The 15,484-nt window shown below is 61.1% G+C and carries 12 protein-coding genes; 3 read left to right on the plus strand and 9 right to left on the minus strand.

Annotation, left to right across the window (positions count from 1 at the left end; translation table 11 throughout):
- The first annotated feature begins 219 nt into the window (after positions 1-219).
- The 3 genes from JSS27_04045 (at position 220) to JSS27_04055 (ending at position 3,001) form a co-directional block, all read left to right on the plus strand.
- Positions 220-840, plus strand: coding sequence for a 1-acyl-sn-glycerol-3-phosphate acyltransferase (locus tag JSS27_04045; GenBank protein ID MBS0208106.1), 621 nt, complete (start codon positions 220-222; stop codon positions 838-840).
- Between the two features lie 6 nt (positions 841-846).
- A complete protein-coding gene (locus JSS27_04050) occupies positions 847-1,797 on the plus strand; it encodes a phosphatidate cytidylyltransferase (protein MBS0208107.1) in 951 nt (316 codons plus the stop codon).
- Between the two features lie 376 nt (positions 1,798-2,173).
- Positions 2,174-3,001, plus strand: a complete 828-nt coding sequence (locus tag JSS27_04055) for a hypothetical protein (protein MBS0208108.1) — start codon at positions 2,174-2,176, stop codon at positions 2,999-3,001.
- Positions 3,002-3,365: 364 nt separating this feature from the next.
- Here the strand turns inward: JSS27_04055 and JSS27_04060 are convergent, their stop codons facing one another.
- The 9 genes from JSS27_04060 to JSS27_04100 all read right to left on the minus strand — a co-directional run bounded on the left by JSS27_04060 (position 3,366) and on the right by JSS27_04100 (position 15,459).
- The gene (locus JSS27_04060) at positions 3,366-4,229 is read right to left on the minus strand and encodes a rhomboid family intramembrane serine protease (protein ID MBS0208109.1); all 864 of its coding nucleotides are present in this window, start codon (positions 4,227-4,229) and stop codon (positions 3,366-3,368) included.
- Between the two features lie 363 nt (positions 4,230-4,592).
- Positions 4,593-5,900, minus strand: coding sequence for a hypothetical protein (locus tag JSS27_04065; protein MBS0208110.1), 1,308 nt, complete (start codon positions 5,898-5,900; stop codon positions 4,593-4,595).
- Positions 5,901-6,190: 290 nt separating this feature from the next.
- The gene (locus JSS27_04070) at positions 6,191-7,333 is read right to left on the minus strand and encodes a PDZ domain-containing protein (GenBank protein MBS0208111.1); all 1,143 of its coding nucleotides are present in this window, start codon (positions 7,331-7,333) and stop codon (positions 6,191-6,193) included.
- Between the two features lie 102 nt (positions 7,334-7,435).
- Positions 7,436-8,239, minus strand: a complete 804-nt coding sequence (locus JSS27_04075; protein MBS0208112.1) for a hypothetical protein — start codon at positions 8,237-8,239, stop codon at positions 7,436-7,438.
- Positions 8,240-8,285: 46 nt separating this feature from the next.
- Entirely contained in the window at positions 8,286-8,870 is a 585-nt protein-coding gene (locus JSS27_04080) for a sigma-70 family RNA polymerase sigma factor (protein ID MBS0208113.1), read from the minus strand.
- 160 nt (positions 8,871-9,030) lie between these two features.
- The gene (locus JSS27_04085; protein MBS0208114.1) at positions 9,031-10,023 is read right to left on the minus strand and encodes an RHS repeat protein; all 993 of its coding nucleotides are present in this window, start codon (positions 10,021-10,023) and stop codon (positions 9,031-9,033) included.
- A gap of 422 nt (positions 10,024-10,445) precedes the next feature.
- Positions 10,446-10,817, minus strand: a complete 372-nt coding sequence (locus JSS27_04090; GenBank protein ID MBS0208115.1) for a hypothetical protein — start codon at positions 10,815-10,817, stop codon at positions 10,446-10,448.
- A gap of 194 nt (positions 10,818-11,011) precedes the next feature.
- Entirely contained in the window at positions 11,012-11,923 is a 912-nt protein-coding gene (locus JSS27_04095) for a hypothetical protein (protein ID MBS0208116.1), read from the minus strand.
- 221 nt (positions 11,924-12,144) lie between these two features.
- Positions 12,145-15,459: an efflux RND transporter permease subunit gene (locus JSS27_04100; GenBank protein MBS0208117.1), complete on the minus strand. Its 3,315-nt coding sequence runs from the start codon at positions 15,457-15,459 to the stop codon at positions 12,145-12,147.
- Positions 15,460-15,484: the final 25 nt, after the last annotated feature.

Consider the following 15,484-nt stretch of genomic DNA (forward strand, 5'->3'; position numbering starts at 1 on the left):
AGCGGTTCATCGTGGAATAGGAACCATTTGAACCGCAAAGGCGCAAAGGACGCTAAGAAGGCATCCAAGAACCGTGAGTGGCTCTTGCCCGAAGCCTTCCTGACATCGCTATTCGCCTTTACTTTGCGCCCTTTGCGTCTTTGCGGTTCAAAACTTTCCGGTGTTTTCTAGCCAGATGCCGCCACAGCCAAGGGTGTTCGCAAGTCGATCAGTGCGTGGATGTTGAACCAAACGGAGATTGTGCGGCAAGTTCTGGCAGGAATCGCGCGACTGCTGGCCGGGGCCAGCGTGCGCTGGATCGACTGTCAGCCCGACACGTGCCAGCGCATTTATTTTGCGAACCATACCAGCCATCTCGACGCATTGATCCTCTGGTCGTCGTTGCCGGCCCAGGTGCGACAACTGACGCGGCCGGTCGCCGCCCGCGACTATTGGGAGCAAGGCTTCGTGCGGCGTTACCTGGCCCGCCACGTGTTCGACGCGTTGCTGATCGATCGCAAGAACATCAAGGTCCACCAAAGCCCGGTCGACCTGATGATCAAGGCGATCGGCGACACCCATTCGCTGATCGTGTTTCCCGAAGGGCATCGCAGCGTGACCGACGACGTGGGGGAATTCAAAAGCGGGCTGTACTATCTGGCCAAGAAGCGCCCCGACTTGGAGTTGGTGCCGGTGCATATCGACAATATGAATCGCGTCTTACCGCGGGGCGAGTTTCTGCCGGTGCCGATGCTCAGTTGCATCACGTTCGGCGCGCCGATCTGGCTGGAAAAGGGTGAGCCCAAGACCGACTTTTTGAACCGCGCCCGCGAGGCGGTGGTGAACCTGAAGGACCGATAACGCGCGATGAACAACCTGTCTACTTTAGCGCTGGTCGGCTCGGTGCTGTTGCTGTTGGGATTGGCAACAGGGCTGGGGCAACTGCTGCGCCGGCAGCGCGAGACCGGGTTCGACTCGGCGGCCGTCGAGCAATTCAACTCGCGGATTCGCGCCTGGTGGCTGCTGTGCGCCGTGCTGGCCGCGGCGTTTTTCCTGCCGGGGCGGTTGCCGACCGAGATACTGTTCGGGCTGTTGTCGTTCTGGGCATTGCGCGAGTTTGTCACCCTGACGCCCACGCGCATGGCCGACCATCGCACGCTGTTTTGGGTGTTTTTCGCCTTCACGCCGCTGCAATATGTGCTGGTCGCCCAGAAGCAGTACCAGCTCTACAGCATCGTGATCCCGGTTTACGGCTTTCTGTTCATTCCGGCCCGCGTGGCGCTGGCCGGCGACTTCAAGCGCTATCTCGAGCGGTGCGCCAAGATTCAAGCGGGGCTGATGATCTGCGTCTACTGCCTGAGCCACGCGCCGGCCTTGCTGCAGTTGGAGTTTCCCGACCCCAACTACGACCAGCGGCAGTTGCTGTTTTATTTCATCCTGGTGGTCGTGGCTGGCGACGCGTTCAGCTACTTGTGCGACAAGCTGTTCGGCCGCCACGTGATCGTCCCCACGATCAACGCCAATCGAACCTGGGAAGGGTTTATCGGCGGGCTGGCCTGCGCCACGATGTTCGGCATGGCCATGAAATGGACCACGCCGTTCGAGTTTTACCAGGCCGCGGGCATGGCCGCCGCCACCACGGTGATGGGCTTCGCCGGCGGCTTGACCATGTCAGCGATCAAGCGCGACCGGGGCGTGAAGGACTATGGCACGCTGGTGCAAGGGCACGGGGGCGTCTTGGACCGGATCGACTCGCTCTGCTTCGCCGCGCCGGTCTTCTTTCACTTTACGCGGTATTTATTCTTGCCCACGAACTAGGATCGGCCTGCCATCGTGACGACGAAGGGTGGTTCTCGTCGCGCGGTGGCAAACGTCGCTGGTGAGGGGTAAGCTGAACAAGGCAGGCACGAACGAGTCGAGACGCCCGAACCGTCCGGCAGCCCGGGCAGGCAAGTTTTTGACGATTTTTCTGCTTGTCCGTAACCCGCTTGGGTGTGTCGCATCCAAGCGAGTTAAACCCAACGGTGACATCGAACCAAGCATTGAAAGCGGCTTGTCTAGACCTCGCTTGAGCGTGGCATTTGTTCGGTTCTTATTTGCAAGCAATCGCCTCTCGACATTGCTGTGACTCGTGATGAATCAACGATCATTTTTCAGTCGGCCCAGCCTCCCTGTTCACCTGGAGTTATTCGCGATGCGAATTTGCGTGAGCGTTTTGCTGAGCGTGGCATTTACTCCTCTAATTGTGCTGGGTCAGACCAAACAGTCTGACCCGATGGACGGTCGAAACGAACTAATCGGTATAAGCGGTGGCGTCGAAATATCGGCGATTAGGGTAAAGCGCGAGCGTGTTTCCTACTCTGCAAAAAGCGCGAAGCTTAACAGCATGGATTTGACCATTTGTCCTACACTCGATTATGCGCCTGGCAACGCCGATTTCCTCGTGCAGCTCATCGAGCTAAGCCCGATTGAAGACAATACAGGCACATTACTTTCAACAGATGAACGCCTTGAAAACATTGATTGTCTGAAAGGCGAAACCAAGTGCTCTGAAACGCATTCATTTCGTGGCAGGCAGGGACCAGTGGTCCATTTGATGCTCGACGCGCCTCGGCGTGGTGCAGAGTCTCTCAAGTTGATACGCGGAAAAGTGAAAGTGTCTCGTGGGATTACTGTAAAAGCAGTATTCCTCGATCCTGCTGCGATCAGTGGAAAGGAACTCAAGCACAAAAGCCTTGAAGGATTCTCGACTCACATGACAATCGAACACAAAGACGGCGAGACAACTTTGGTTTTAAAGGTTCCACCTGAGCATTCCCGGCTCGTCACTTGGGGCTTGGGCAAAGACGGCATACTTTTGACAGAAGACTTTAAATCGGAAAGTGTTCGCGACGGCGCGGCCATCTTGGAGACGAGATATAAGGTAAATTACTCGCAAGACCTTTTTCTTGGCCTTATCGTCGCGAGACCGACCATTTCCAAAACTCTTGAATTCGAATTCAAGAACATAGCGCTTCCATGAACCGCTTGGAATCGCGTGCTGTAATTCCCCCTCGGTGACATCGACCCAAGCGAGTTAGGCCGGGGGCCATGCTCAAGGCATTAAGCCTTGAGCATGCTTGGTACACGCTTCACATGCTCAAACAAGAAGTTTGAGCATGGCACCCCGCCTAACCCTTCTCACCCCGGGAGAAGGTGGTGAGCGCAGCGAACCGGATGAGGGTCCACGTGGCCTGATGTCACGCATTCTCGTCGGTCGACATGGACCCTCATCCGGCCTTCGGCCACCTTCTCCCGGAGGGAGAAGGGTTGGCGCTGGCTCGGGGACGGTGGAACAGTGTCGCGCCGATCCGTCATTGTGGTCGAATGCTCATGGTGAGGCCTGCTCACTGCCGGCGTTGTTGATAGCGGCGGCTGGCTTCTTCGAGGAATTGTCGTTCTTCGCGGGTCAGGCTTTCCTCCCCTTCGCTGCTCCACTTGGCCAGGATCTGATCGACGCGCTGTTGCACCCGGTCCATGCCGTGTTCGTCGGGTTCTTCGCGGTGGACGCGGAGCTTCGGCCGACGCCAGGCTTTCAAGCTGAGCCAGTCGGTCGGGACGATGCCCGACAATCGCCAGCCGAAGTATTTGTAGGCTACCGCAAAGGCCGAGCCCGCCAGGTGAACCTGGTACGCCACGCCCCCGCGGGCAGGATTCGCCGTCAGGTCAAAGAACACGTACATCGCCGCCATGACCCAGGCGGGCAGGGGCAGAAAGCCCATGAACAAGACGCGGCGGTGCGGATAGTGCAGCGCGAACAGCACCGTCATTCCCATGACGGCTCCCGACGCCCCCAGCACCACTCCCTGTCGTTGCATGGCGAGCATCGACACCAACCAGACCAGCGCGCCGAAGACGAGCATGGCCAGGTAGACCAACGTGAACTCGCGCTTGCCATAAATCTGTTCGATATCGCGGCCGAAGAAAAACAGCCCCAGCATATTGAATACGACGTGCTGGATGCTTTGCCAATCGTGGACGAACCCGTAGGTCACCAACTGCCAAATCATCCAGGGGTGCTGGAACCAGTCGGCGGTCAGCAACAGCGACTCGACAATCGGCACCGGGACATTTTGCCCTCGTTGCAGAAGATAGACCGCGATGAACACCACCACGTTCAGCACAATGAGAATGCCGACGGCGGTGCGCGGCCCGCTGAAGGTGCTGGGGGCGTCGTCTTCGCGCGAATAGTCCCGGTCGTAGATACCCATGCCGTCTCGCTGCGTTGAGGCCGGCGCGTGAGCCGCCGGCGTGAACCTTGCGCAGCCCTTCCGAGTGAAGGGCCGTCCCGAGGTATTCTACCCCTGAGGTCGAGAGGCGCGAGCGCTGATTTAAGCGGCCCTTGAGCGCGCATTGGAGCGATTCTCGCCGCGTTATAGTGGCTTGGGTGGCACCGATGGCTCGGCCATCGGTGTTGCGCAGCAACAAGAAACTCGATGGGCACGCGCAACCCAAAGGGAAACTTGCCACCCGCACGGGACGGCGCTCGAGGTTTCTTGTGGCCTTCGGCCACCCAGGTGCAAGCACCTGGGCCACCCCGGTGGCAAACAGAATTGCCAGCTAAGAATGGCCCGCTACTGCCCCGCGCCGGCGGGCTCGGGCGTCCGTGTCGCTTGCGAGGCGTCGTCGATCTTGCGGGCTTCGTTCAATTGATACGCGGTCAACCGATCGGCCAGCTTCTTGTTCTGGGCCAGCAGTTGTTCAATCTTATCGGAGTTCTCGGCCATGTACTTCAGCGCCGCTTCGAGCTTCTTCTTGGTGAACTCGACCTCTTCCTTGGTCAGCTTGAGCGTGGCTTCCAGCTTGGCGATTTCCTTGTCGGCCTTGGCCAGCGGGCCATCGTCCTTCTTCAATTCTTCGGCCGACTTGCTCAGCGCGTCGAAACGGCTCTGCGCCGTGGCCAAACGATCTTGAATCACCCAGATATGCCGCTGCAACTCGTGGAGAATCACGCTGTAGTCGCGCAGCGGCCGGTCGTAGAACTTGCCCTCGACGAACTTACCGTCTTCGAGCTTGCCTTCCTTCAGGTCGTAATTCCCCGAACCAGGACTCTCGGTGAACTTGGCGTTGTTCGCGGGCGTGGCCGGCACCGCATCGGGCGCTTCTCCCTCGGGCACATCGAGCTTGTACGCGCCGTTCCCATCGGCGTTACGGACCCAGACGCGGCGCAGCGCCTCGGGCGGATCCTTTTCATTGGCCGGCTGCCCGTCGCGAGCGTACTCGGGACGAACGCTCGTCGGAATCAGCTTGCCGAGTTCGGCCCCCGTAAAGGCCGAGTGCCGGTCGCTGGGCATGATCTCGTACAACACCCATTCGCCAGGACCGTTGGCCAACTGATCAAGCTTCCGTTGCGGCATGCTCGACGCCGGCTTGAGCGAAACTTTCTGAGCATCGACCGCCGTGACCAGGAACTCGCCCAGGTAAGCGCCCCCCGCCGGCGTATCGGCGTTACTCAGATCGGCCTTTTGGAACACGCGCATCAGCATCTTGGCTTCGATGCCCGGCGGAGTCGGTTGGGCCACGGTGACGGTGGCTTCCCCCTTCTCGTTGGCGCTGCTGCGGCGGCATTCGTCCCACACGCGCCCCCGGCCGACCAGCGCGTCGTTCAGCGCGGTCTGCATCTGGCGCAAGCCGGGGCGACCTTTTTTCAATTGCTCGCTGATCGGCGCGTCGACCCAGCCGGCCAGCACTTCATTGCGCGCTTGCTGATCGCCGACGCGGAGGATTTCTCCTTCTTCGATCGCTTGCTTCAGTTGCTGCTCGGCCTGAGTGGCCAACTGCTCGTTCTGCTTGCGCAGATTGATCGAGACACCCGACAGGTAAACCACCCCGGCGCTCCCCAGCAGGATCATGAACGTCAGCATCAACCGAAGTAAGTTCATGGAGGAAGCTCGGACCAGTGAAGGTGAGTGACAGTGTGCCTGCCCCAGGGCGACGGCGGCCCTGGCCGGCAATGTCAACAACCGTAGCGCAAACAAGTTAGGGCAGAACAGCCCGCTCGATCGATCTTAGGCAGGTCGGTCGCCGGATGTCAAACTTTAACACCTGGCAAAGGCCGCGAAAAACGCAGGGAAACCGCGACGTTTGACCCGCCGCGGGCCTTCACGCCCCCGCGCCGAGCATGACCGCTACAATCGTTGCGACGCACAGCCTTGGCCGCCCGGCGCCAACCTTACTGCAAGCCCGAGGCTTTGGCTGGCGGCTGCAGGCGGCGGAGCGAATCTTGCACCTGGTCGAGTTGCTTTTGCATCGACCGGAGCTGCTGCTCGAGCCGTTCTTGCGACACCCGCAAGCGGCGCTCGGTCCCTTGCAGCGCTTCGTCCAGGTGCCGATCCCCCTCTTCGCGCTGCACCTGATCGGCCGCGCGCCGAGCCCGAGCCGCGGCCGCGTCGGCCGCCGCCTTGGTCTCGCGGGCGGCTCGTTCGACCTTGTCGCGCAGCTCGCCCAGCCCCGCCTCATCGCCCGGCATATTCGGGCGCAGCTGCAGCGCGCCATTGGGCGAGTTCAACGCCCAGGCCGCGCTCGGCAGTTCCCAGCTCAAGAATTGCACCACGCGTTGACGCACATCGCGCGGCAGCGCGTCGAGCTTGTCAGCCGTGGTCTCGAAGGTTTGCTCTCCCTGGCGCACGGTGATCTTGGCCGGCTGATCGGCCGAACGCGTGACCGAGATGCTCATCCCCTCGGGAAGTTTCTCCAGCGCGCCAGGCCGACCCGGCATGATCATCCCGGGGTGGACGTGACGGAAGGTGAAGCCAGGATGAGCTTCGGGCAGGATCGGTGGCGTGAGCCAGCGGGCGATGAATCGTTCGACGTCCGCATTGGGCAGCGGCGCCGACTCGAACTGCTCGGGGCGACGCTCGGGACGGACGCTCACTTCGCGCTGCCCGCCGTCGTGGGTGTAGAGCAGTTTCAGCTCGCGCCCGGCCGCCGCTTTGACCGCGGCCCGCAAGTCCTCGACCGTTTCCAGCGGATTGCCATCGGCGCTGATCAACACGTCGAGCGGCCGCACTCCGGCCCGGAACGCGGGGCCGTCGACGGCCACCGTCGTGATCACCAGGATCGTCTGCTGGTCATCGACTAGCTCAGGCACTTGGGGCGCCATCTGTTCACAACCCAGGCCAATCCACGGATCGTCGGCCACTTTTCCCTTCTCACTCGTCTCGGCCGCGGCGGTTTTGTTGGCCGGCGGCGCGGCCGGCTCGTCGGCGTGCAACGACGCCCACGGCGCGGTAATGATTGCCAAGGCAACCAATGCGGCGCCGCCACAGACAGCGGCAAGCTTACGAGTCAACGAGCGAAGCGAGTTCAGGGACATGGCGGCAGAGCCTCCGTTGAGCGTGCCACGGTTTGATGACAGGCGTTGATTGCATAGACCGATGAGTGGACGATGGCCAGTTCGAGTGACGGCAAGTTCGCCTTATTGCAAATCCTTGGTCGAAGCCGGGTGAATCTCGACCTGATCGACGGGCACAATGCCGATGCGACCGTCACTCAAACGGATCGGCATCAATTGGCGATGCTGGTCGATGCGGTGACCCGATTGTTCCAGCAGTTTCTGCAACTCGGCCGGCAACGGCGAAGCCTGCTGCAAGCCCTGCGTCCATTGTCGCCAGGCGTCGGGCGAGCCTTCAACCAGGGGCACGTGCATTTGCTGGGCACGCCCCGCCGCGTCGTTGACCAGCACCGTCACGTCGCGCGCCACGTTCATCACGGGCACGCCGGCCGCCGGCGCACTAGCCACCACGGGGGCAAGGTTTGCCGAGGCCTCGCCGACGCTGGGAGTTACAGGGCTCGGCGCCGTCAGGGGCGCTTGGGCGATCATGCGGTCGGTCGGATGCGAACCGCTGGAACCACCCAGCCAGTAATCGCGCGTCAACAATCCCAGGCCCAGCGCCACGACAAAGCTGGCGGCCATGGCGAACAGGGTGTTCATGTTTCCGCGTGAAGCGGTCGCCGCTTGGGGCAGCCGGCTGGCCGGTGTCAGCTTGGGCTGCGACGTTTCCGCCGCAGGCTGCGGCTCGCCCTTACGGGCATAGGCCCCCATCTGCCACCGCCACTCTTGTGCTTCGAGCAGCGCCAACGCACAGCGGCGCCACGCGCCGGGCTCGTGCTCAAACCGAAGCAGCAGTTGCCGGCGCTCGGCTTCGGACAACTCGCCATCGGCCAACAAGTCGAGCTGACGTTGTTCATCATTGGCGGGCAAAGGAGCGGAAGTATTCATGGTTCTGCCTGACTCTGTCTTGATTGGCGTACGGTCGGGGACGGGCCTAGCGACTGGCGCTGGCCGCGCGCCCGCTGCTCAGGTTCGGCAAGGTGTGTTCCAGCTCGCGCCGCAAGCGTTCGCGGGCGCGGTGCAAGCGGGCTTCGACCGCGCTGTGGCTGACGCCCAAGCGGTCGGCGATCTCGTGATAACTGCAATCCTCGGCATACTTCATCAGCAAGATTTCAGCGTCGCGCCCGGGCAGCTTTTCTAGCGCCACCCGCACCAACCGTTGACGTTCATCGGCCAACAGCCATTCGAGCGGGTCGGGCTCGCGATTATCTTGTTCGGTCGGCAACGTGCGGTCGGCGTAACGCTCGGCCAACCGGCGGGCGCGACCCAGGCGACGGCGGTATAACAACGCCTGTGTCACGGCCAGCCGGTATAGCCAAGGCGCCACGCGTTCGCGGTCGCGTAGCGGGGCTTGCTGGCGGACGGCCGCCAGCGCCACTTCCTGCATGATCTCATCGACCCCCTGCCACGAGCCTAGTCGCGCTAGCACGACGGCGCGCAACCAGCGATCGTGCCGCGCCAGTTCGGCGCGCCAGTCGATGCCAGCGCTCCCCGCGGAGGTTGAGTCGTTCACTGCCAATACCGCTTCTGGCTCGATGGAGCCGAAAGAATGGTTACCGCACCCGTGCGGCGTCTTGTGCCCGGTATCCCAGATTTTTCCCCTGGGGACGACGAATAGCCAGGGGCGGCGGGCCGCGGCAGTGTACGAAAATTGTCGCAACTAGCTTTGCCACCTTCGCTTAGGAACGCCCGGACGCCAACAATTTCCAATCAGGGTAGCACCGGTTGCTCGGCAACCAGTGTCGCGTCAGCGACAGGAGGCCCAGAAGCAACGAGATTCCTCGCGCGGCCTCGCGGGAGTGGCAATTGATAGAATGAATCAGAGGCCACGATTCGCGGGGGAATGCCATGTCGACCGAGCGGGAAAAGATGCTGGCCGGCGAAATGTACGATTCGCTCGACGCCGAGCTTTGCGCCATGCGCGAGCGGGCCCGCGACCTCTGCCAGGCCCTGAACGCTTCGCACGAGCGCGTGGTGACGGCGTTCGCTTCGTTGTCGCCGCCATCGCTGTCGAGCGTGACGCCGATCGCCTGGGTCAGCAGTTGACCGGCGGCGTTGTACGTGGAGAGCGTGACGTTCTCCCGCGGATCGACCGAGCGGACCAGGTTGCCGTTGCCGTCGTAGGTGTTGGTCGTCGTGGCGGCCAGCGCCGTGCCGGCGGCCCTGGTCTGGGTCAGCAGATTGCCGTCTTGGTCGTACGTGAACGTCGTGGTGCTGCTGGCCGCCGTAAAGGCGTAGCCGCCCCCCGTGGTGGCGACCAGGCCATCGGTCTCGCTCCGCCGGTTGCCCGCCGCGTCGTAGCTGTAGGTGGTGACATTGCCCAGGGCATCGGTCATCCGGACGCACTGGCCGTTGGCGTTGTAGAGATAAGACGTCGTGTTGCCGGCCGCGTCGGTGACCGAGGTCTGATTCCCATCGGCGTCGTAGGTGAAGCTGGTCGTCAGGCCGCTCGACGCGCCGGCCGGCGTGACCGTCTGGCTGGTCACTAGGTTGGCCGAGTTGTAGGCATAGGTGGTCACCGTGCCCGCCGCGTCGGTCTCGCTGGCCAGGTTGCCGGCCGCGTCGTACGTGTCGCTGGTGACGTTCCCCAGGGCGTCGGTCGTGGTCAGCGGTTGGCCATTCGTGTTGTAGGTGGTGCTGCTGGTGGCCGTATCCGCCGTGCCGTCGGCCACGTAGCACGTTCAAGCGTTGGAGAGTACGGCCCACGTAAAGGCCAGATGAAGCAAGAATGGCGCGAAGTGCAACCTTGAGAGTGCGGCCAGGGCCATTTCGCAAGTCGGCGGATTGCATCATCGCTACGCCCGCGCCGTTTGATTCGGCGGTTGGTGCTGTTCATCGGGACGGGGCGAAGAATCTGCGCGCCGAAGGCGGGAAATCGGTCGCGCCACCTCGTGTTACTGATTCATTGCGCTACGAATCGCAATACGCTGCCCGCTGCTACCCTGTCACTGGTCAACCGACTGCTTGCCCAACTTGTTAGAGGAGGTTTTCGGAAAGGACAATACTCGCGTTTAAAAACGCGAATGGATCGTCCGAAACATCGGACGATCCATAGCTCACAAATGTTCATTCAAAGATCGCTGGATCGCGGCAGCTAATCGCATTTCTCAGTCAGCCATAAGTCGTCGCGAGCGAATGCTTTTGTCGCCTCTGCACAAGTGCCTACAAACGTATATATCCTTTCCTCCTTGTTTGTTGACGCCCCATGGTAGCCTTGCAGCGCAACCACATTTGGGTCCGTTTCTCCATAATTGAAAACCGGACAAACTACACCATTGGTATAGATGGCCTTTTTCTTGTGCCATTTATTCATAAGTGTGAGCGAGCCCATCTTTACCTTGCCATTTGGAGGAACAGTCACTGTGTATTCGCCATCAGCGCCACGGCTTGGAGTCATTGTTGAGTTGGAGTCCAGGCAAAAAACAATAAGCCCTCGAAACTCTTCGGGCAAAACAAACTTAATCACTACGTTGGTTTGCGCGTAGAAAAGGTGTCAGGAACCGAAATCAGATTCGGTTCCTGACACCTTTTCTCCCCCCGCAATGCCGTCGACTCGTTCGGCGCGATTTCCTTTTCGGCATTGAGAACAATGTGAGCAACTTTTGCAACATGAAAGCCCCCTCCGTTGTTTACGCTGATGCCATTGACATCTGATGCAGATCACTCTTTGTCTTTTATTCCTGGATTAGAGCGCACACCACCTGACTGAAACATCACCCCAGGACCGCACGAAAGGCGAAGGTTCGCAAAACAGTCCACGAAACGGCCGCACCATTCCGAGTCGCCTAGCTCCGCAGGTATGCTCAAATGCTCGAGGTTCGTCATTGAGACAAGTGCGAAAAGGCCGTTTCTGCTCACCTTGGGCTCGTCCAATTCCAATGACCTCAAGCTACCGATTGACGATAGGTGCTTTAGGCCGTCGTCATCCAAGCCCGTGCGATGAAGCATGAGGTATTTGAGCTGCGAATGTTTGCCTAAATCCCCAACATCTCCGATCAGATGAATGTCTATCACGCTAAGCGATTTCAAAATGCGGTTATTTGCAAAGTTTGTGAGTGACGACATTTCCAAGTTTGAACCGCCTCGCAATTCAAGAGTCTTCAAGTTTTTCAGTTTCGCTAGCGACTTGACGGCTTTGTCTGTAATTTCGCCGCCACGAAGAGAAACAGAGGCAAGTCGGTCAAGGTGAGCCAGGCGGCCAATTTCATCGGCAGTTAGGTTGCTACAGCGAGCTGCTGTAATAACGATTGGATCATCGTCGCGCACAGCATGCCAAATGTCTTGCACAAATGAGCATTCGTCGTCTATTTCTGGACGATAAAACGAAAGGTGCTCACGCCGAACTAGGCATTCGAGAACTATGCTAGGCTTTGGAAGGCGATCGGCATTCATCGTGCTTCCGAGCGCGCGCCTGGAAAGCACCTGCTGATATCGCGGCCAGACCCAGACATAGCCATAAATCGCTGCGACGATCCCGACGAAGAGGAAGCCTAAAGCGACAAGCGACAGCGCACGGCGACGCCGTCGTCGTTTCGCGGCGGTCTCTTCAGCCTTTGATTCGCCAGCGTTCACCAAGAAGTCCTGCCCGATCGACAGAAGAAGAGAAGTGCCCAGTACGCGTTGCTCGCCGCATTGTGTCGCACGCTACGCGCACAGGCAAGCTTTTTCACCGAGTTTGATCCGGTCGCGAACGCTAGACGCCCATGCTGATTCGTCGTATTAAGCGCTCAAGCAATAGCTCTCGGCGCCGCTGGCAAGCGGAATGTGGCGGAGATCGCAACGGCGACCTCGTCTTAGTGACAGCGGCTGTTCCGCCGGTCGGCGAACCATTGGATCACGTAGAAGAAGACCGGCGTCAGGACGATGCCGAACATCGTCACTCCCAACATGCCGGCAAACACCGCCGTACCCAGCGCGCGCCGCATCTCGGCGCCGGCCCCCACGCCCAGCACCAGCGGCACCACCCCCAGAATGAACGCGAACGACGTCATGATGATCGGTCGCAGCCGCAGCCGGCACGCTTCGAGCGTGGCCGTGCGCCGGTCGACGCCGGCTTCGCCGCGGGCGCGCGCAAACTCGACGATCAAGATCGCGTTCTTGCAGGCCAGCCCCACCAGCACCACGAAACCAATCTGGGTGAAGATATTCACGTCTAGTTCCGCGGCCCGCACGCCAACGAGCGAGCAGAGCAAGCACATCGGCACGACCAGAATCACCGCCAGCGGCAGCGACCAGCTTTCGTATTGCGCCGCCAGGACCAGGAACACCAGCACCACCGCCAGCAGAAATGCGTACATCGCCGTGTTGCCGGCTTGCAACTGCAACAACGCCAACTCGGTCCACTGCGATCGCATCGATTGCAGCAGGTTCCCTTCCGCGACTTCTTGCAGACGCTCGATCGCCTGGCCCGAACTGGCGCCCGGCGCGGCGTCGCCGTTGATCATGGCGGCCGTGTACAGGTTGTAACGGCTGACCATCACCGGACCGGTCACTTCGCGGACCTTCAACACCGTGGCCAAGGGGACCATGTGCCCCTGGTCGTTGCGGACCTTGAGCAGCTTCAGGTGCTCGATCTGCGCGCGGAACTCGGCGTCGGCCTGGACATTCACCTGCCACGTCCGGCCAAAGCGATTGAAATCGTTGACATACAGCGAGCCAAAATAAACCTGCAGCAGGTTGAAGACTTCATCGAGCGGCACCCCCATCGTCTTGACGGCGGTTCGGTCGATGTCCAGAAACAGCCACGTCGTGTTGGCGCGGAAGCTAGTGAACATTCCTTGCAAGCCCGGCGTGGTCGAGGCCTGGTCCACGATGCGTTGGCTGACATCCTGCAACGCGCCCAGGCCCGCGCCGCCGCGGTCTTCGACGACGATCTTGAAGCCGCCGACGGTCCCCAGCCCTTCGATCGGCGGCGCGCCGAACACATTGATCACGCCGTCGGGAACCTGGTCTTGCAATGTCGCGCCGAGGCGCTCGGCAATGGCGTCGCCGCTTAGTTCTGGGTCGTGGCGGTGGTGGAAGTCGTCGAGCATCACGTACATGGTGCCGAAGTTCGGCGCGTTGGCCCCCAGCAGCACCGACTGGCCGGCGATGGCGACCGTGTGACTGACGCCGGGCATCTTGCCGGTGACCAGTTCGATCTGGTTCATCACGTCGCTGGTCCGCACCAGCGAAGCCGAGTCGGGCAGGCGCAGGTTGACGACGATGAATCCTTTGTCCTGGGCCGGAATGAACCCGGTCGGCGTCTTCACAAACAAGTCATAGGTCCAATACAGCAAGCCGCCGTACGCCAGCAGGATCAGCAAGCTGCCGCGCAGCGCCAGCCCGACGCCCCAGACATAGCCGCTGGTGAACCAGCCAAAGGCGCGATTGAACGCGCGGAAGGCGATGCCCAGCACCCAATTCACCACCGGCGCGGTGACGGCCCCCAGGACCACGCCCACCAGCAAGCCGCACCAGGGCAACAGAAGTTGCGCGTCGAATGGCAAGCGGGCAATCGCCTGGGCCGCCCAAGGCTGGACCAGCGGGGTCAGAAAGGCGTAACCCAGCCAGCCGCCGATCATGGCCAGACCAATCTTGGGCAGCGCCTCGCCGTGCCCCGCGCCACGCTGCTTCAACAACACCACGGCCAGCGCCGGGCTGAGCGTCAACGAATTGAACGTCGAGATCACGGTCGAAATCGCGATCGTCACGGCGAATTGCCGGAAGAACTGACCGATGATCCCGGTGATGAACGTACAGGGAATAAAGACCGCGCTCAGCACGAGTCCCACCGCCACGACGGGGGCGGCCACCTCGTCCATGGCCCGAATGGCCGCGTCGCGCGGGGCAAGACCATGTTCGATATGATGTTCGACCGCCTCGACGACTACGATGGCGTCGTCGACCACGATGCCAATGGCCAGCACCAGCCCGAACAGCGTGAGCGTGTTCAAGCTGAAATGGGCCGCCATCATCGCGGCGAACGTGCCGATAATCGCCACCGGCACCGCCACCAGCGGGATCACCGCGGCCCGCCAGCCTTGCAAGAAGACCAGCACCACGAGCGCGACCAGGATCACGGCGTCGCGAAGCGAGACAAAGACTTCGCGAACCGACTCCTCGATGAACGGTGTCGTGTCGTAGACGATGCTGTAGTCGATTCCCTCGGGGAACCGGGTTTTCAGCTCGCGCATCTTCTGTTTGACTTCCTCGGCCGTCTTCAGCGCGTTGCTGCCGGGCAATTGAAAGACCGACAGCGCCACCGAGGGTTTGCCGTCCAAGGTGCAAACCTGGTCATAGCCGAGCGCGCCGAGTTCGACCCGCGCCACGTCGCGCAGCCGGACCAGCCGGCCATCGGCGTCGGCCCTGATGACCATGTCGGCGAACTGTTCCTCTTCGCTCAAGCGTCCCAACGTGCTGATCGTGAATTGAAACACCTGCCCGGCGGGCACCGGCGGCTGGCCGATCTGGCCCGCGGCCACTTGAGCGTTTTGCTGCTCGATGGCATGGACCACGTCGGTCGCGCTCAGGTTGCGAACCGCCATCTGGTTCGGGTCCAGCCAGACGCGCATACTGTAATCGCGTCGTCCCAGGTACGAGATGTCCCCCACCCCTTCCAGGCGCGACAGCTCGTCGCGCAACTGAATCGTGGCGTAATTGCTCAGGTACAAGTTGTCGCGCGAGTCGTCGGGCGAGTACAAGTTGATGATCATCAACTGGCTCGGCGACTTTTTCTTGACCGTCACGCCGCGCCGCTTGACCAAGTCGGGCAGTCGGGGCTGGGCTAGATTCACCTTGTTTTGCACCAGCACCTGGGCCAGGTTCAAATCGGTGCCAGGCTTGAATGTCACCGTCAGGACGTACATCCCGTCGTTGGTGCATTGGCTGGACATGTACATCATGTCCTCGACGCCGTTCACCTGCTCCTCGATCGGCGAGGCGACCGTCTCGACCACCACGTTGGCGTTCGCGCCGGGGTAAACGGTCGACACCTCGACCGTCGGCGGCGTGATCTCGGGATATTGCGTCACGGGCAGTTGGAACAGCGCAATCGCGCCGGCCAGCGTGACCACAATCGAAAGGACCGACGCCATGATCGGCCGGTCGATGAAGAGTTTTGAAAACATAGGCGTGCGGTGCGCGGCGGCGGCG

The sequence above is a fragment of the Planctomycetota bacterium genome (assembly GCA_018242585.1).
Lineage (GTDB): Bacteria > Planctomycetota > Planctomycetia > Pirellulales > PNKZ01 > JAFEBQ01.